This window comes from Paenibacillus sp. ATY16, from assembly GCF_003399985.2.
Lineage (GTDB): Bacteria > Bacillota > Bacilli > Paenibacillales > Paenibacillaceae > Pristimantibacillus > Pristimantibacillus glycanilyticus.
Genome location: NZ_NMOK02000002.1, coordinates 277,638 through 294,325 on the forward strand (window position 1 = coordinate 277,638; position 16,688 = coordinate 294,325).

At 50.5% G+C, this 16,688-nt stretch carries 23 protein-coding genes; 22 read left to right on the top strand and 1 reads right to left on the bottom strand.

Annotated elements, in window-relative coordinates:
* The first annotated feature begins 44 nt into the window (after window positions 1-44).
* Both CFI03_RS02125 and CFI03_RS02130 read left to right on the top strand, forming a co-directional pair.
* Window positions 45-647, top strand: a complete 603-nt coding sequence (locus tag CFI03_RS02125) for a CPBP family intramembrane glutamic endopeptidase (protein ID WP_127494232.1) — start codon at window positions 45-47, stop codon at window positions 645-647.
* Window positions 644-877: a hypothetical protein gene (locus CFI03_RS02130; RefSeq protein WP_248756327.1), complete on the top strand. Its 234-nt coding sequence runs from the start codon at window positions 644-646 to the stop codon at window positions 875-877. Before CFI03_RS02125 ends, CFI03_RS02130 begins: the two co-directional genes overlap by 4 nt.
* Here the strand turns inward: CFI03_RS02130 and CFI03_RS02135 are convergent.
* Window positions 867-1,733, bottom strand: a complete 867-nt coding sequence (locus CFI03_RS02135) for a polysaccharide deacetylase family protein (RefSeq protein ID WP_248756328.1) — start codon at window positions 1,731-1,733, stop codon at window positions 867-869. The two genes, CFI03_RS02130 and CFI03_RS02135, sit on opposite strands and share 11 nt — an antisense overlap.
* Before the next feature lie 128 nt (window positions 1,734-1,861).
* On the opposite strand from CFI03_RS02135, the gene CFI03_RS02140 reads away from it, so the two are divergent.
* The 20 genes from CFI03_RS02140 to CFI03_RS02235 all read left to right on the top strand — a co-directional run bounded on the left by CFI03_RS02140 (window position 1,862) and on the right by CFI03_RS02235 (window position 16,665).
* Window positions 1,862-2,227 carry a hypothetical protein gene (locus CFI03_RS02140; protein ID WP_127494227.1) on the top strand — a complete coding sequence of 122 codons (366 nt, stop codon included), beginning with the start codon at window positions 1,862-1,864 and terminating at the stop codon, window positions 2,225-2,227.
* 211 nt (window positions 2,228-2,438) lie between these two features.
* Window positions 2,439-3,053 (top strand): genetic competence negative regulator, encoded by a 615-nt coding sequence (locus CFI03_RS02145; RefSeq protein WP_015843976.1) that lies wholly within the window; start codon window positions 2,439-2,441, stop codon window positions 3,051-3,053.
* Between the two features lie 137 nt (window positions 3,054-3,190).
* Window positions 3,191-4,435, top strand: a complete 1,245-nt coding sequence (locus tag CFI03_RS02150; RefSeq protein ID WP_127494224.1) for a Glu/Leu/Phe/Val family dehydrogenase — start codon at window positions 3,191-3,193, stop codon at window positions 4,433-4,435.
* A gap of 46 nt (window positions 4,436-4,481) precedes the next feature.
* Window positions 4,482-5,180 carry a glutamic-type intramembrane protease PrsW gene (gene prsW / locus CFI03_RS02155; protein ID WP_248756329.1) on the top strand — a complete coding sequence of 233 codons (699 nt, stop codon included), beginning with the start codon at window positions 4,482-4,484 and terminating at the stop codon, window positions 5,178-5,180.
* 51 nt (window positions 5,181-5,231) lie between these two features.
* Window positions 5,232-5,387 (top strand): hypothetical protein, encoded by a 156-nt coding sequence (locus CFI03_RS02160; protein WP_015843979.1) that lies wholly within the window; start codon window positions 5,232-5,234, stop codon window positions 5,385-5,387.
* 73 nt (window positions 5,388-5,460) lie between these two features.
* Window positions 5,461-6,819 carry a germination protein YpeB gene (gene ypeB, locus CFI03_RS02165; RefSeq protein WP_201003576.1) on the top strand — a complete coding sequence of 453 codons (1,359 nt, stop codon included), beginning with the start codon at window positions 5,461-5,463 and terminating at the stop codon, window positions 6,817-6,819.
* Window positions 6,820-6,879: 60 nt separating this feature from the next.
* Window positions 6,880-7,533, top strand: a complete 654-nt coding sequence (locus tag CFI03_RS02170; protein WP_127494218.1) for a flagellar brake protein — start codon at window positions 6,880-6,882, stop codon at window positions 7,531-7,533.
* 67 nt (window positions 7,534-7,600) lie between these two features.
* Window positions 7,601-7,783, top strand: a complete 183-nt coding sequence (locus tag CFI03_RS02175) for a hypothetical protein (protein ID WP_127494216.1) — start codon at window positions 7,601-7,603, stop codon at window positions 7,781-7,783.
* Window positions 7,784-8,117: 334 nt separating this feature from the next.
* Entirely contained in the window at window positions 8,118-8,822 is a 705-nt protein-coding gene (gene cmk / locus CFI03_RS02180) for a (d)CMP kinase (RefSeq protein ID WP_174806546.1), read from the top strand.
* A 4-nt stretch (window positions 8,823-8,826) separates the two neighbouring features.
* Window positions 8,827-9,402, top strand: coding sequence for a lysophospholipid acyltransferase family protein (locus CFI03_RS02185; protein ID WP_127494214.1), 576 nt, complete (start codon window positions 8,827-8,829; stop codon window positions 9,400-9,402).
* Window positions 9,403-9,480: 78 nt separating this feature from the next.
* The gene (gene rpsA, locus CFI03_RS02190) at window positions 9,481-10,719 is read left to right on the top strand and encodes a 30S ribosomal protein S1 (RefSeq protein ID WP_248756330.1); all 1,239 of its coding nucleotides are present in this window, start codon (window positions 9,481-9,483) and stop codon (window positions 10,717-10,719) included.
* A 177-nt stretch (window positions 10,720-10,896) separates the two neighbouring features.
* On the top strand, window positions 10,897-11,505 hold the full coding sequence (locus CFI03_RS02195) for a YphA family membrane protein (protein WP_248756331.1): 609 nt from the start codon (window positions 10,897-10,899) through the stop codon (window positions 11,503-11,505).
* Window positions 11,502-12,416 (top strand): YIEGIA family protein, encoded by a 915-nt coding sequence (locus CFI03_RS02200; RefSeq protein ID WP_201003570.1) that lies wholly within the window; start codon window positions 11,502-11,504, stop codon window positions 12,414-12,416. The genes CFI03_RS02195 and CFI03_RS02200 overlap by 4 nt, the downstream gene beginning before the upstream one ends.
* Window positions 12,409-12,588: a capping complex subunit for YIEGIA gene (locus CFI03_RS02205; RefSeq protein WP_248756332.1), complete on the top strand. Its 180-nt coding sequence runs from the start codon at window positions 12,409-12,411 to the stop codon at window positions 12,586-12,588. Before CFI03_RS02200 ends, CFI03_RS02205 begins: the two co-directional genes overlap by 8 nt.
* 80 nt (window positions 12,589-12,668) lie before the next feature.
* Window positions 12,669-13,991, top strand: a complete 1,323-nt coding sequence (gene der, locus CFI03_RS02210; RefSeq protein ID WP_127494203.1) for a ribosome biogenesis GTPase Der — start codon at window positions 12,669-12,671, stop codon at window positions 13,989-13,991.
* 12 nt (window positions 13,992-14,003) lie between these two features.
* Entirely contained in the window at window positions 14,004-14,609 is a 606-nt protein-coding gene (gene plsY / locus CFI03_RS02215) for a glycerol-3-phosphate 1-O-acyltransferase PlsY (RefSeq protein WP_127494200.1), read from the top strand.
* An 8-nt stretch (window positions 14,610-14,617) separates the two neighbouring features.
* Window positions 14,618-15,652 carry an NAD(P)H-dependent glycerol-3-phosphate dehydrogenase gene (locus CFI03_RS02220; protein ID WP_201003568.1) on the top strand — a complete coding sequence of 345 codons (1,035 nt, stop codon included), beginning with the start codon at window positions 14,618-14,620 and terminating at the stop codon, window positions 15,650-15,652.
* A gap of 94 nt (window positions 15,653-15,746) precedes the next feature.
* The gene (locus CFI03_RS02225) at window positions 15,747-16,019 is read left to right on the top strand and encodes a stage VI sporulation protein F (protein ID WP_174806545.1); all 273 of its coding nucleotides are present in this window, start codon (window positions 15,747-15,749) and stop codon (window positions 16,017-16,019) included.
* A gap of 124 nt (window positions 16,020-16,143) precedes the next feature.
* Window positions 16,144-16,323, top strand: a complete 180-nt coding sequence (locus CFI03_RS02230; RefSeq protein ID WP_015843993.1) for a DUF2768 family protein — start codon at window positions 16,144-16,146, stop codon at window positions 16,321-16,323.
* A gap of 45 nt (window positions 16,324-16,368) precedes the next feature.
* Window positions 16,369-16,665, top strand: coding sequence for a 2Fe-2S iron-sulfur cluster-binding protein (locus tag CFI03_RS02235; RefSeq protein WP_127494194.1), 297 nt, complete (start codon window positions 16,369-16,371; stop codon window positions 16,663-16,665).
* Window positions 16,666-16,688: the final 23 nt, after the last annotated feature.

A 16,688-nucleotide genomic window follows, 5' to 3' on the forward strand; every position in this document is an offset into this window, starting at 1 on the left:
TGATCATAAAAGGAAATATGACCTACTTAGACAGGCGGGAAGCTATGAAAAAATTCGATCTCCGTAATATCCGCGTGCGTCAACTATCCGTAGATGAGATAGACGACCGCATGCTGCTAGTAAATCTTTACGTTACGCAAGCGATTACTATTATTATCGGTTTGGTGTGGGCATTATTTCAGCGTTCCAATCCATTTCTGTTGTTACAATTTCCAGACAGCCTCTCTTTTTTATGGTGGGGACTGGGATTAGGCGCCGCGGTCATTGCGGTTGACCTGCTGATTTCCAGATGGGTACCCGAGGAAGCAACCGATGACGGGGGTATTAATGAACGGATATTCAAGAACAGACCGGTGTGGCATATTGCCGTTATTTCGTTAGTGGTCGCCATTTGCGAAGAGGTATTGTTCCGGGGGGCTGTGCAGCACTCCTTTGGACCTTATTGGACAAGCATTATTTTTGCTGCCATTCATGTCCGTTATTTGAGGCATTGGATCCCAACGGGTCTTGTCTTTTCGATTAGTTATGGGTTAGGCTGGATTTATATCCAGTCGGGAACATTGTGGGCACCGATTGTTGCGCATTTCCTTGTGGATTTCATTATGGGGCTGATTATCCGATTTAGGAGGGAGCAAACAGAGCAGTGATGAGCAGAGTGGAGAAATTCGGTAGCTCAAGAGGAAGAAGACAACATGAACAGGCGGCAGTTCAGCCTGGCATCGCGACCGACACGAATGCAGAGGCGCTGCCGCCAAGACGTAAAGTACACCCTTCCCATTCCTATAAAGTGACCAAATGGTATTATAATGTATTATTTTTATTATTCGTATGTCTGGTGGCAGGGCTGTTCTGGTATGGCGTCCGGTTTACGGACTGACCTGAATCGTCTCGGGATCGATAAAGGAATACCCCTTATCCTCAAGCTTTGCGAGCAAGCCGTCGAGCGCGGCAGCCGTCCATTTTAATTCGTGCATTAGAATATTGGCGCCGGGATGTAGCTGCTCCAGCACGTTGCCGATTACTTTGTCCGGATCGCCGGGAGCTTTCTGCTCCCAATCGAGTGAACCATTCGACCACGTCATGAACAGCATGCCGTGGTTTTTTGCTGCTTCCTTCACCGTATCTCCGCCGGACCCGTAAGGCGGCCTGAAAAATTTCGGTTCCTTGCCGGTTAAGGCTTTAACCTCTGCTTGGACATCCGCAATTTGCGTCTCCACCTTGCCAGGTTCCTCTTTCTTAAGATCGATATGGTCCCAGGAATGATTGCCGATCGTCTGGCCGCGGTCATGGATCAGCTTTAACAGCTCGGGGTGCTGCTTCACCCGATAGCCGTTAACGAAAAAAATCGCTTTTGCCTTGTGCTTGTCCAAGGTATCAAGCAGGCTGTTTATCACCTCTTTATTATGGGGAGCATCGTCAAAGGTAAGCAAAACGGCTTTTTTAGATGCAGTTGACTCGTCAATAGGGACGAACCGATAGACGGCAGTCATTTTATACAGCGGCGCCATGACCTTGGGAGAAGGACTGGACTCTGCCGCGGGAGTTGCCGAAAGCGCCGGGGTTTCAGGGGCAGGCAATGTCTGCCGGCTCGGCGGCGACTGGGCGTCTGCCGATTGGGCAGCAGGCAGTGCGTTTGCGCTTCCGGAGGTCGTCTCGGACGCTGAACCGCAAGAGGTCAATAGGGCTGTAAGGGCAAAAACGGCACAGATCGTATTCATCGTTGTTTTCGTCATTGGTTTTCCCGCCTTGTTGTCAATTGTTGGCTAGTCTAAAGCCATATTACCATAACGAGCGGTACCGATTCCTATTTCCGCTTTCCTTAATTTGTGGAGGATGCCGCAGGTTTTGAAGGAGAAAATATATGTTGCAACTATCCCCGAAGGAGGTAACGAAAGCCATGAGAATCGGCGGGTTTATGTTAGGCGCCGTCGCAGGACTTGCGGCAGCCGTGTACGTATCGCGCAAAAGACCAGGTATGGCGGCGTGGGCATCCAGCTCGCTAGCGGGCGCATGCTCATCCATTGGCAGAAGTGCCGCATCGATGATGATGAGACGAGGAATGAATAAAGCAATGGCGGCAACCAATATGGCCCCAAAGCATTCAGACGATACCGCCGGAAAGCAAGGAGGAGGCTGGGAGCAGGTTGAGAAGCTGATCAACAACGATCCCGGACTTAAGGAGCAGGCGAGCCAGATCATGGCGGAATCGTCTTTCAAACCGCATTAAATGAAGCTGTTTTTGGAATCGGTTGATGTACGCGCCTTAAGCTGGTGCTGCACAAACGATTCTTTTTTTGCCTATTTTAGGTGCAATCCGGGGACAGACATGTTAAAGTAAATACATAGTACGATTTGATCATTTTTGATCTTTTTGATCACATCCTGCTAATAATTTCATACGCTGTTTACAACAGATGCTGCAGAGGAGGGATCCTGTCATGAAAATCGAACGGCTTAGTCAGGACAAGATACGGATTTTCCTGACGTTCGACGACCTGCTCGAGCGTGGGATCCAGAAGGAAGACATGTGGCGCGAAATTCCCAAAGTACACGATCTTTTCAGTGAAATGATGGAACAAGCATACAGTGAACTTGGTTTCGATGCCAGCGGCCCTCTTGCGGTCGAAGTGTTTGCACTCCCCGCCCAAGGTATGGTGGTGATTGTCACCCGTGGCAAGATGAACGGTCATTCCGATGAACGGGCAACCGATGATGAAGACACGGAAGACGAGATATACGAGATGGAAGTTACGATGGAGCAGAGCGATATCGTGATGTATTCATTCCGGGATTTTGAGGATGTCATTAATGTATGCAAACAGCTCCAGGCAGCTTCGCTTACAGAGGATGGACGCTTGTATTCCTACAACGGAAAATGGATCCTGGCCCTTGAACCGGCTTTGATCGAGACGGCGCGCCATAACGCGGTTATCGCGCTGCTGGCCGAATACGGAGAAGCGACATCCGTTACCTACGCGATGCTGGAGGAGTACGGCAAGGTTATTATGCCATCTCAAGCTGTCCGGGAAATTTGCACTCATTTCTATAATTGAGCAGCACATGAATGTGGAGCATCGGCAGACAATATTGTCTGCAGGTGCTCTTCTTGCATGTTCTGGCCCCCTTTTGGAATATCGTGATGTATACACGCTCATATTACAAGTAGACAAAGGCGGGTGAACTTGAAATTATGGCGGATAACAACGATGTGCTCAAATCAACACAGGTAGTTATTGAAGAAGCCCTATTGAAGCTTGGCTATAAAGAGGATATGATTGAACTCTTGAAGGAACCGATGCGTATCTTGAGTGTCAGGATACCCGTCAAGATGGATGACGGGAAGACGAAGGTGTTTACCGGTTACCGGGCTCAGCATAACGATGCGGTTGGTCCAACAAAAGGCGGAGTCCGCTTCCATCCGGCCGTAACGGAGAACGAAGTAAAGGCTTTATCCATCTGGATGAGCTTAAAATGCGGAATCGCCGATCTGCCTTATGGCGGAGGTAAAGGCGGAGTTATCTGCGATCCTAGAAAAATGTCTTTCGGGGAGCTGGAACGGCTCAGCCGCGGATACGTCCGCGCCGTGAGCCAGATTGTGGGTCCAACGAAAGACATCCCGGCTCCAGACGTCATGACGAATTCGCAAATTATGGCATGGATGCTGGATGAATACAGCCGGATTAGGGAATTCGACTCACCCGGTTTTATTACCGGGAAGCCAATCGTGCTCGGCGGCTCCAGAGGACGGGAGACGGCTACTGCACGCGGCGTTGTCATTATGATCCATGAGGCGCTTGCCCTTAAAGGCATAGAGCTGAATAAGGCAAGAATTGTCATTCAAGGCTTCGGCAATGCCGGAAGTTACCTTGCCAAATTCATGCATGAGGCCGGTGCGCGCGTAATTGGTATATCCGATGTGAACGGAGCGTTGTATAATGAAGATGGATTAGATATTCCTTACTTGCTCGACCGTAGAGATTCCTTCGGCAATGTAACGAATCTATTCCCCCAGACGATATCCAACACCGATCTGCTCGAGCTGGAATGCGATGTGCTTGTACCGGCTGCCATCGAGAATCAGATTACCGAGGATAATGCTCCGCGTATCAAGGCGACTATTGTCGTAGAAGCGGCTAACGGCCCTACGACACTCGAAGCGACTAGGATTTTAACCGAACGGGGCATTCTTCTTGTTCCGGATGTTCTGGCAAGCGCCGGAGGGGTTATCGTTTCTTATTTCGAATGGGTCCAGAATAATCAGGGCTTTTACTGGGATGAACAAGAAGTGGATGACCGGCTGCGCGTCATGATGATCCGCGGCTTTAACCAAGTATATGAGATTCATAAATCAAGAAACGTGAACATGCGGCTTGCCGCCTATATGGCAGGCGTACGCAAAATGGCAGAGGCGGTGCGTTATCGCGGCTGGGTGTAACCGGCGGCTGCGCAGCCGCCGGATGCCTGGGAGGTGAAACATCGAATTGCTATTGTTTTCTGTGCTGACTGCCGCGGTGGCTCCGGGTATATCACTGCTTACGTATTTGTATCTGAAGGACCGTTATGACGCAGAGCCGATTCATATGGTCGTTCGCATGTTTCTGCTCGGCGTCCTCATTGTCGTGCCGATTGTAGTCATCCAGCGAGGGCTGCAGCTTTGGTTCGGCGACCATCAGCCCATGCTGTTCTCTTTTGTGGAGTCGGCCGGCATTGAGGAATTTCTGAAATGGTTCGTGCTCTACCATATGATTTATAACCACACGGAGTTCGACGAGCCGTATGACGGGATTGTCTACGCGGCTTCGATCTCGCTTGGCTTTGCAACGCTCGAAAATGTATTGTACGCAATTTACTCGCCGGCCACGTTCGGAACCCTGCTCATGCGCGCGCTGCTGCCCGTCTCCGGGCACGCGCTGTTTGGCGTCATGATGGGTTATTACGTCGGCAAGGCGAAGTTCGCTACTTCATCCAAGCGCAATATTTATTTGGCGATTTCGTTAGGTCTTCCGCTGCTGCTGCACGGAACGTACGACTACATCATGATTTCGTTCAAAACCAACTGGATTTACGTCATCATTCCGTTTATGGTGGCCTTGTGGGTATGGGGCCTCCGTAAAATGAATCGTGCCAATTCGCGCTCGCCGTTCCGCTTCATCAGCCGCGAAGATGAGGTTAAATTGTAAGCCTTTCGTCTATAATGACTAGTAATAATTGTTAATTAACGGAGGCAAGGAATGGAACCGAGAGTTAAGGTAACGATCCGGTGCAACGTATGCGGCGAGAAGTTTGTACTTCGCGGCAAACGGGAAAAAGGAATGATCGACACCGGCTTCAAGCAATGTATTTGCAACAATACAAACGACCTCGATATCGAGGAACACAGCATTTGACACAGATGCATAAAGCTCCCTTCCGCAAACCAAACTAACGCTAGGTTTTGCAGAAGAAAGGAGCTTTTTTGTTATGTACAAACGTCTAAGCGCGGTGTTGTTCCCCATCATGACGCTTTTCTTAATCGGCTCAGTGTATTGGGGCTATCAAGAGCACCAAGAGAAAAATTCGATTCTCATAAAGGCCGAAAACCAATACCAGCGTGCTTTCCATGATCTCACCTATCATGTCGAGCAGCTGCATCAGCAGCTCGGCAACACGCTGGCGGTCAACTCCACCTCCCAAAGCTACCATCGCAAAGGGCTAGTTAACGTGTGGCGTCTGACAAGCCAAGCACAGAACGAAATCAACCAGCTTCCTTTGACAATGCTGCCTTTCAACGAAGCGGAAGACTTCTTGTCGCATATTTCCAATTTTGCCTACAAAACTTCCGTGAGGGATTTGACCAAGCAACCTTTGTCCCAAGACGAATTCAAGACGCTGAAAACCTTGTATGCCAAATCGGAGGATATCTCCAAGGATTTGTATAAAATGCAGGAGAAGGTGCTGAGCGACCATCTGCGCTGGATGGATGTGGAGGTAGCTCTCGCAAAGCAGAACTCGCCAAATGACAATACCATTATCGACGGGTTCAAAACGGTAGACAAAAAGGTAAGCGAGTACCCTGAGATCAACTGGGGTCCTTCGGTCGCAAGCATGTACCAGAAGCGTACCATCAATATGCTTAGCGGCAGCATGGTTACGGCGGAGGACGTGAAAAATCGCGTAACAGAATTCCTCGGCACGAAGCCTGCGGACATCCGCGTGGTCGAGAATGGCAAAGGCACGGAGTATTCTTCGTACTCCGCTACGGTCACAGAGCCGAAGTCGGGCCGAAAGCTGCAGATGGATTTTACGCAAAGAGGCGGCAAACTCATCTGGTTTATGGATTCCCGGGATATTGGCGAGAAAAAGCTAGGTCAGAGAGAGGCCCAAGCTTCTGCTGAGCAGTTTTTGAATGACCATGGGTTTAAAGGCATGAAGGCGGTCAGCTACAACATGTTTGATAATACGGGCGCCTTTACCTTTGTCAGCACGCAGAACGGCGTTCTTATCTATCCGGAGAAGCTCACCGTCAAGGTTGCGCTGGATAATGGAGAAGCGGTGGGTCTTCAGGCGAATGACTACGTGTACGAGCAGCATAAGCGCAGCATTCCGGCAGCCAAGCTGTCCAAAGCCGAAGCCCGCAAAGCGCTTAATCCCGAATTCAAGGTAGCAAATGACCAGATGGCCCTGATCATGAACGAATTGGGCGAAGAAACCTTGTGTTACGAATTTACGGGCGGCATTAACGGCAGCGATTACCGGATTTACATCAATGCGGAGAGCGGTGTCGAAGAAGCGATAGAAGAGCTGTCACCGCTCGACAAACGGACAAGTTCCGGCAAATAACGATATGGCTCCCCTCAAATTGACGTGTTATAATAAACACCAATATGGGAGGGGAGCCAATTGTTGCCTAGAGTAAACCAAATGTTGTTTTTCGAGATCGCGTCTGCTGATGAAGAAGAGGCAGCTGTAGAATACAAAGCGAGAATTGCGGATGAGCTGGAAGACGGTTTACTTATCGAGAATCCGCTTAATATCACATCGGGTCGGATGAAACGGCTTTATTTGGGGGACGAGCTGTCGGTTTATTACGTATCCGATGAGGGTATAAAGCATTATTTCGACTCGCATGTCATTGGCTTCCGGGACGATGTCGTTAAGCTGATCAAGATCCGCAAGCCGGATCCCGAACGGATTACAAAGATCCAACGCCGGCATTTCCTTCGCGTGTCCGCTGATCTTGAGATCGCCGTAAACCTGTCGGGCAATGTCCGCTTCGTTACGGTTACCGACGATGTAGGCGGCGGAGGGATTTCCTTCCTATGCGACGGGAAATGGCCGATTACATCCGGCATGGAAATGGACTGCTGGCTGTTGATTCCCTATAAGAACGGTACGCTTGAGCATGCCTCCTTCAAGGCGGAGGTTGTAAGGGTAGTTGATCTCGCCACGGGACGCAAGCAGGTCATGAGCAAATTTATTGCCATCAGCGACAGCGAACGGCAAAAAATAATCAGATTCTGCTTCGAAAGACAGCTGGAATTCCGCGGAAGATAACGCTGTATAAAGTAGACGCCGGCTACGCATCCTATTCGGAAAAGACAGGAAAAGGATGGAAGCGGCGATGCGGATTGCAGAGGACGAAGAAGAGTTGAAAAAGCAAATGGATGCCGTGTCGAAACGGCTGGTCCGCTTTGCTTTTATACTTATAATCGGCGTGGTGTTAACGCAAATTTTGCTTCAAAACGACATGGTTCGACATTGGGTGACAGCCGTCGAGCATTGGGAAGGCGAAGCTTACCGTTAGCTTGTTAAGCCCTAAGGAACAGCGTTTTCGGGCAATTGCCGTTTTTGCATCTGCGTATATTGTGTGGTATAATTTTCACGATCGCAGGCGGTGCCTGCTTTTTTCTTGAAATTCTAAGTTTTTCTTGGAATTTGCCGGAAATGATACATATTCCCGGTTATTATCAAATGGGCTGCGGCCTATTTGGTCCGGCCAAGCCGTTTAATGCCTGAGAAGCAGAAGCCCGCATCAGCATTCGGCCAGCCGTTTGATTAAGCTTAGGCTATCGATGCAAGAATCAACACGAACAGCCTGAACCGGGCTGCCAGTGTGTTAATTCTTTTGAGGAGGTAGAATGTTGGTGATGCAGCAAGACGGTGACAGCGACCGGATCAACATTGCGATAGACGGTCCTGCCGGCGCAGGAAAGAGTACGGTCGCACGCAAGGTTGCCGAACAGCTAGACTACATCTATATCGATACGGGAGCGATGTATCGGGCTGTTACACTTAGTGCCCAGAGGGCGGGAATTGAGCCTCGGGACAATGAAAGACTGGCTAAGCACGCAAGGACGCTGGATATCAAGCTGGCGCCGGGCGAGAAAGGTCAAGCCGTCTTTTTGAATAGCGAGAATATAACGGATCTGATCCGTTCCAGGGAAGTCACGCTTGCCGTCTCGCATATCGCGGCAAATGAAACCGTAAGAGAATTGCTTAGCAAGCTACAGCGGCAATTGGCAGAGCGCAAAGGCGTTGTCATGGACGGCCGGGATATCGGCTCGCATGTGCTGCCGAACGCTGAATTGAAAATTTTCCTCACCGCATCCGTACAAGAACGCGCACAGCGGCGCTACAAAGAGATTGCGGGAACGCAGTCGATTACCTTGGAGCAGCTTGAACGGGAAATTGCGGAACGCGACCGCCTGGATGAGCAACGCGAGATTTCACCGCTCATTTGCGCGAAGGACGCAATCGTTCTGGACAGTACGTCGATGTCAATCGATGAAGTTGCGGCTTCCATTGTGAAATTAAGCCGAACCAAATTGGCGGAGGCGAAGTAAACTAATGTTATACGGCATTTTTAAAGCAGTGTTTAATGTCCTTTACGGATTATTGTTCCGCCTTGAAGTCCGGGGATTGGAGAATATTCCGAAGGAAGGATCCGTGATCCTGTGTTCCAACCATATCAGCCTGCTTGATCCTCCTGCTGTCGGCATCAGGGTGCCGCGCAAGGTTCACTATATGGCCAAAGCCGAGTTGTTCAAAATCCCGGTATTCGGACCTTTGATTCGGGCATGGGGCGCCTTTCCCGTAAAACGGGGCGTCGGCAAGGACGCGATCCGCTCCGCGCTTAACCTTCTTGGCGAAGGAAAAGTGATGGGGATATTCCCGGAGGGCACGCGCAACAGCGACGGCGCAGCGGCAAAGAAGGGCGCAGCGATGATTGCTTACCGCAGCGGAGCAGCGATTATTCCCGTAGCGGTAGTAGGCCATTATAAGCTTTTCCGTAAAATGAGAGTTTTCTACGGCAAACCGGTTGATATTTCTGCTATCATAAATGAATCCTCGCCGGATAAGCTGGACCTTATTACGGATGCCATTATGTCTCGCATTTATGAGATGATTGAGAAGAACAAATAACAGGTGTTTTAAATACTGCTTTTCATCGTGAAAGCGGATTTAAATAAAGTTGGGGTATGAATTGAGGAGGTTATTTCCATGTCAGAAGAAATCAATGTTCAAGACCAAGCAGCAATGGACAACTTTGTGTCCTTGAAAAAAGGCGATACTGTAAAAGGTACAATCATCAAAATCGATGATAACCAAGCTTATGTAAGCCTTGGATATAAATATGACGGCGTCATTCCGGTTCGCGAGCTTTCCGCGGTGCAGCTGGATAACGCGAGCGATGCCGTTCAAGTTGGCCAAGAGGTTGAATTGAAAGTTGTCAGCATCGACGACGAGAAAGAAAAGCTTGTTCTTTCGAAGCGTCTGATCGACGGCGAGAAGGCTTGGGACGTTCTGCAAAGCCGTTTCGAAAGCGGAGAAGTATTCGAAGTAGCGGTTGCCGACGTTGTAAAAGGCGGCCTTGTGGCTGACGTTGGCGTACGCGGCTTTATTCCCGCTTCGATGGTAGAGCGCCATTTCGTTGAAGATTTCAGCGATTACAAAGGCCGCACGCTCCGCGTTAAAGTGAAAGAAATCGACCGCGAGAACAACAAAGTGATCCTGTCTGCAAAAGACGTGCTGGACGCTGAGTTCGAGCAAAACAAACAACAAGTCATTGCAGGCCTGCAAGTTGGCGCGCAATTGGAAGGCACTGTGCAACGCCTGACGCCGTTTGGCGCTTTCGTGGATATCGGCGGCATCGACGGTCTGGTTCACGTATCCGAGCTGTCCTGGCAGCATGTTGCTCATCCGAAGGATGTTGTATCCGAAGGCCAAAAGGTTACCGTTAAAGTACTTAAAGTTGATCCAGCGGCAGGCAAAATCAGCCTGAGCATCAAAGCTGCTCAACCGGGTCCTTGGGAATCCGCTGCCGGCCAATTCAACGTTGGCGACATCGTAACGGGTACAGTTCGCCGCCTTGTTACTTTCGGCGCATTCGTTGAAATCGCTCCGGGCGTTGAAGGCCTTGTGCACATCTCGCAAATCGCTCACCGTCACATCGCAACTCCTTTCGAAGTTCTGAAAGAGGGCCAAGAAGTGCAAGCGAAAGTGCTTGATTTCAACCCAGCTGAAAAACGCGTAAGCCTGAGCATCAAAGAAACGGAAGAAGCTCCAGAGCAGCCGGCTGCTGCTGAGCAAGCTCCTAAATCGGGCAGACCTCAACGCGAGCGTACTCCTCAGGTTAAGCCGGAAGATCTGGGCAATAACCCGAATGTCAGCTTGAACAGCTCCAGCATGAGCTACTCGCTGGCTGAGCGTTTCGGCGATAAGCTGAGCAAATTGAAATAATTTAATATCGATGTAATAGAGAGGCTGTTCCTGATGAAGTGTTAATCAGGAACAGCCTCTTTTTCTATTCCGGAATTGTCAAATACGGGAATAGCACCTTTTATTTGGAGCATAATAGGTCAACGAGAGGTGATTCTGCGAGTGAATGCCGGATATATTTCAATCTGGATTATGCTAATGGCTTTTATCTTACTATCAACGGGCTGGTCGGATTTTGTCGGATTAACGATTAAGCATAAAAGATGGGTCTTTGTCGCACTTGCCGCGTGTGCGGCGCTTCAGCCGATACAAGAAACCTTCCGGCTTGGACCCGTGCAGCTTCATGCTTTTGCGGGTACGATCCTGCTTATGCTAATCAGCCTGCTAGCGATGCGCGGGCCGCTTGTATGGGATTCGCGCGGCTATCTTCTTATCTGCGCCTTGCTGGCCGGGATGATCTGGGGGAGCGTAAGGAAGATGTACAGCGTTGATCCCGTGTTCTTCTGGCTTGATCCGATGCTTGACGGTCCCGTTGTTGCCGGCGTGCTGGCAGCGGCTTTCTCTTCGAAGGGGCAGCATCAATTAACCGTCCTGCTGTATGCCGGCGCTGCAGCAGAGCTTGTTCATGCCTTGCTGCAGCGCGGGGTTTACGAGGCGTCCGTCGGTTCGCTGCAGTGGTGGGACAGCATCTGGATTGCCTTTGTCGCTGCGCGCCTGATCAGCTTGCTGTTTATGCTCGTTCGCGCCGGCGTTACACGATTTATAGCCATCCCCTGGCGAAATAAAGGAGGAAGCTCACCCGAATGAATGCTTATCTTGTTGAGCACAAAATGCTGTTAGGCGTATTGCTCGGAATTGTATTCGGCATTGTATCACGGCTTCTTATGCTGACTACGGATTACAGGCAGTATCCGACTTATCCTCACGGGCGGATTATCCATATCTCCCTTGGCGTGATTGCCGCTGCGCTCGGTGCCGTTGCCGTTCCCGCCCTTTACAATAAGGACTATACGGCGATTACTTTCCTATCTCTTGCCGCCCAGCAATTCCGCGATGTGAGAAAGATGGAAAGAGAGACCTTGACCAAAATCGACGAACTGGAGCTTGTCAGCCGAGGCTCCACGTACATTGAAGGCATTGCCATGGTGTTCGAGGGACGGAACTATCTTGTTATTATGACGGCATTGGTAACAAGCCTGTTCTCAATCATCTGGAACATCTATTTAGGCTTTGCAGGCGGGATCCTATCCTTGCTCTTTGTCCGATTTCTGAAATCGGGCAAAACGATATCCCACATTTGCCGCACGGAGGGGGCGGAGGTTCGGGTTGACGGTCCGGACCTGTTCGTTGGCGACATCTATATCATGAACGTTGGCCTGCAGTCGAATCAGGAGATCATCAAAGAGCGGGGAATGGGCTTTATTCTGACTCCCTATAATCCGAATGGAAAAGTAACGATCGGCAACCTGGGCCAAAGACAGGCAATCCTGTACGATCTGTCCACGATTCTTGGCGTATACCGGGATGACGGAGAGCCGGCGCTTATTCCGATGGCCAAGCTGGATATGAAGGACGGACGTCTTGCCGTATTTTTCCTGCCGCAGGAGAGAGATATGTCCAAAGCGCTCCAGATTATCAACAAGGTGCCGATCCTGGAGTCAGCCGTCCGCATGCCTACGGAAGCTTCGGTTAATAAGGAGGCTCCGAACAATGGCTAAGATCATCGCGGTTGTAACCACTGAGCACGAGAAGGTTGGCGGAGGCGCGCCTATTTTCATTGAACCGGATGAGAAAGCGATGCAGCAGACCGCCTTCCTGCTCGAAAAAATATTGGATGCCAGCGCGCACGATTTGAAAAACGGCACGATTGTCATTGTAAACCATCATTAAAAGATGAAAAGTTCGCCAAGAACGTTGTTTTTTGCTATGATGATAGTCGTGAGTATTTCTGAAGGAGTGAGCATTGACCTATGGCAAGACCCGTTATTGCAATAGTTGGTCGCCCGAATGTGGGCAAATCCACCATTTTTAACCGGGTGGTTGGCGATCGGCTGGCAATCGTTGAAGATAAACCGGGCGTAACCCGGGACCGTCTTTATAGCCCAGGAGAATGGAATGGTAAAGCATTCAGCATCGTTGATACAGGCGGTATTGAAATCGATGGCGAAGATGAAATTATGAAATCCGTCCGCATGCAAGCGGAGCTTGCTATTGAGGAAGCGGACGTCATTATCTTTATGTGCGACGCGAAAGCAGGCGTTACGCATGCGGATGACGAAGTGGCGCAAATGCTGTTCCGTTCCCATAAGCCGGTCGTTCTCGCTGTCAACAAAGTGGACAACCTGAACCGGATGGACGAAATTTACGAATTTTACGGCTTGGGCTTCGGTACTCCGATTGCGGTATCCGGCTCGCATGGCCTCGGAATCGGCGACATGCTGGATGCGGCGATTGAGAAGCTTCCCGAGCTTGAGGATGACGGCTATGACGACGATGTTATCCGCGTAGCCTTGATCGGCCGCCCGAACGTCGGCAAATCGTCGCTTGTTAACGCGCTGCTTGGGGAAGAGCGTGTTATCGTCAGCAACGTTGCCGGAACTACCCGCGACGCGATCGATACGCCGTTCGAGCGCGACGGCCAGAAGTACGTGCTGATCGACACGGCCGGCATGCGCAAACGCGGCAAGGTTTACGAGTCTACGGAGAAATACAGCGTAATGCGCGCGTTAAAAGCAATCGAGCGTGCCGATGTTGTGCTCGTTCTGATTAATGGCGAGGAAGGCATCATCGAGCAGGATAAGCATATCGCCGGTTATGCGCATGAAGCGGGCAAGGCTTCGATCTTTGTCGTGAACAAATGGGATGTTGTCGAGAAGGATGACAAGACCATGCAGGAATTCACGCAAAATATCCGCGACCACTTCCTGTTCATGACTTACGCGCCAATCGTCTTTTTGTCTGCGAAGACAAAACAGCGCTTGCACAAGCTGCTTCCAGTCGTAAATCATGTATCGGAACAGCATGCCATGCGTATTCAGACCCATCTGCTTAACGATGTCGTGTCTGACGCGGTTGCTTACAATCCGCCTCCGACGGATAAAGGCAAGCGTCTCAAAATCAATTACGTGACTCAAGTGGCGACCAAGCCGCCTACCATCGTTATCTTCGTTAACAATCCGGAGATGATGCACTTCTCGTACGAGCGGTATCTCGAGAACAAGATCCGCGCGGCATTTGATTTTGAAGGAACGCCTGTCCGTTTGTTCACAAGAAAGAAATCGGATGAAGATTAGGGGAGAAGAAGCTTGATATACGCTGTAATCGCGGTTGTTCTGAGTTATTTGCTCGGCTCGGTATCGTTTAGCATCGTAATCGCAAGACTGGTGAAGGGCATAGATATCCGGGAGCATGGGAGCGGCAACGCAGGCGCTACCAATACGATCCGGGTTCTTGGAAAAGGGCCGGGGCTGCTTTGCTTCGTGCTTGATTTTGGTAAGGGGATTGCCGCGGTATTTATCGGTCGCTGGCTCGGATTGGACGGCGTTGACTGGACGCCCGCAATATGCGGCCTTGCGGCGATAATGGGACATAACTGGCCGATTTATTTCAACTTCAAAGGCGGCAAAGGAATTGCGACCACGATTGGCGCAATTGCGGCGCTTGCCTTTGTACCGGCTCTGATCGCCGGAGTAGTTACGATTATCGTCATTGCCATTACCCGTTACGTTTCGCTTGGATCGCTTATTTTCGCGGCTTTGACTCCCGTACTTATTTCGATTTTCTTCTATTCCGCGCCCGTATTAACAGTCAGTCTCATTCTATGCGTATTCGCGTTTGTACGGCATCGTACGAACATTGTTAAGCTGCTGCAAGGAACAGAGAACAAGCTTGGTGCTAAGAAAGGGTCGTGATCGGAAGGATGTCGCAAGTAAAGTCGGAACGTAAAGGGCGTGCGGCGGTATTGGTGGCAGGCAGCTGGGGAACCGCGCTTGCCGCCGTACTGGCCGGCAATGGTTACGATGTACAACTGTGGACACGGTCTGCCGAGCATGCGGACCAGATGAATGCCAGTCATAAGAACGAGAAGTATTTGCCTGGCGTTGCTCTGCCGGCGTCGCTCCATGCGACAACGGACATGCAGGAAGCTCTCAGGGATGTGGAGCTGGCTTTATTTGTCGCCCCTTCATCGGCAATGCGGGCCGTTGCGAAGCAAGCCGCTCCTTATTTGGCGAAAGAGACTTTGGTCGTTCATGCGACAAAAGGCTTTGAAGCAGAAACGCTGAAACGGATGACAACCGTATTGTCGGAAGAGCTGGACCGCCCTGCCGACAAGATTGTCGTGTTGTCGGGCCCAAGCCATGCCGAGGAAGTGATTCGCAAGCAGCCTACAACGGTGGTGGTTGCTTCCGCGGACATGAAAGCGGCGGAGCAGGCGCAGGACGCTTTCATGAGTACATATTTCCGCGTCTACACGAATCCGGATGTGGTTGGCGTGGAGGTGGCGGGCGCAATCAAAAATATTATCGCACTAGGAGCAGGCTTGTCAGACGGCCTTGGCTTTGGCGACAACGCGAAAGCGGCCTTGCTCACCCGGGGTCTTGCCGAGATCAGCCGTCTCGGAACGGCAATGGGCGCTAACCCGCTGACCTTTGCGGGTCTTGCGGGCGTTGGCGACCTGGTCGTAACCTGCACGAGTCAGCACAGCCGGAACTGGCGCGCAGGCTCCATGCTGGCGGACGGCACGCCGCTCGAGGAAGTGCTGGAGCGGATGGGCATGGTCGTGGAAGGCGTAAGAACGACCCGGGCAGCCAACGAGCTTGCAAAGCAATATGATGTGCAAATGCCCATTACGGCAGAGTTGTACAGCGTACTGTTTGCGAACAATTCTCCAAAGTCCGCGGTCGAGAATTTGATGGGCCGCTTAAAGACGCACGAAATTGAACAGTTAGGCTAAGACATGCGCCTATACCAAACATTTGCCCTCCTCATATGATGTTCCAAGGCTAACGCTTATGAGGTCTTCAGCGACATTGAAGGAGGGGAATGTAGTGGCAAAGGATCTTTCCAAAGATGTTCTTAATGCAATAAATAAAAAAACCGGAAAAAACATATCCGAGAATGCCGTAAAGAAACTGGCTAACGGTGTATCGGCTTCAACGATGCAGAACGAAGACGAGCTCCGGAAGCTGATTAAGAGTGTATCGGATATGGCGAAGGTTCCGGTATCGGACAAAACGATGAACGATATTGTTAAAGCCGTGAAAGCAAGCGGCATGAGTATAGGCGGTATCGAATCGTTGATCAAAATGATGATTAAGTAACGTAAGAGCCAAAAAATCTGCTTTCAACAAGCAGATTTTTTGGCTTTTTTTGTCCTTTTTTGAGCTTGATGTTATAATGAGTGTTGCATTTATTACCGTTTTCAACTAGGGAGTAGATTAGTTCATGGATCCAATGACGAAGATGTGGGTATCTTTAATCGGAATCGGACTTATGGCGATCGCCGCCGTAATCATTACGTTCGCCCGGTTAAAGACCAAAGGAATTATCAAGTTTACGTTATCCTTTGTTTCCTTTATTCTGCTTGTATTTGGTTTTCTATGCGGGCTGATTGCCATTGTCTAACAGAGAGGCCATACATATCGACAACGCGAAAGGAACCGTAGCCGCATGATTGAACTGAAGGGGCGAACAAAAACGGCGGTGGTTGAGCCAGAACTCGGGGCGACGCTCCTAAAGCTCGCGCTGAAAGCAAAGGTAGATTGGTCATCCAACTGCACCCGCGGAACATGCGCGAGATGCCGTTGCTTGATTGAAGAAGGGGCCGAAGCCCTTGAAGGAATTACGGATGCCGAATGGGACCGGATGGAGCCGGAGGAATTTGAAGACGGTTACCGGCTTGCCTGCCAAGCAGTCGTGAAGAACGGAGAGATCCCGGTAAAAGCCATAAACAAGCCGTATTTCTAGCTAAAACGCTGGGGGAGGATGTG